General features: G+C 68.1%; 1 protein-coding gene. It reads right to left on the reverse strand.

Annotation, left to right across the window (positions count from 1 at the left end; all coding sequences use genetic code 11):
• Positions 1-263 (reverse strand): hypothetical protein (locus C2I19_RS22170; protein ID WP_158253786.1); only part of this gene is annotated, 263 nt, incomplete at both ends.

A 263-nucleotide genomic window follows, 5' to 3' on the forward strand; every position in this document is an offset into this window, starting at 1 on the left:
GGAACAGTTGCGCCATCGTCTGGCTGTCGCTCTTGTACCAGACCGATGCCGTCACCGTGTCGCCGGCCTGGAAGTGGCCCGCGCCGCGCGAGATGGAACTGTTCGTCCCCGCCTGATACCACACTTGCGCCGCTTGCTGGCCGCTGTGGGTCTGGTCGGTCGAGCCCCGCGGCAGCGTCGCCTCCAGCTTGTCGGCGTAGCGCACGCTGCCGGTGACATTCCCGGCTGCGTCGTACTGGCGCTCGGTGACGTAGCCCAAGGGA

It is taken from the genome of Chromobacterium alticapitis, assembly GCF_002924365.1.
Lineage (GTDB): Bacteria > Pseudomonadota > Gammaproteobacteria > Burkholderiales > Chromobacteriaceae > Chromobacterium > Chromobacterium alticapitis.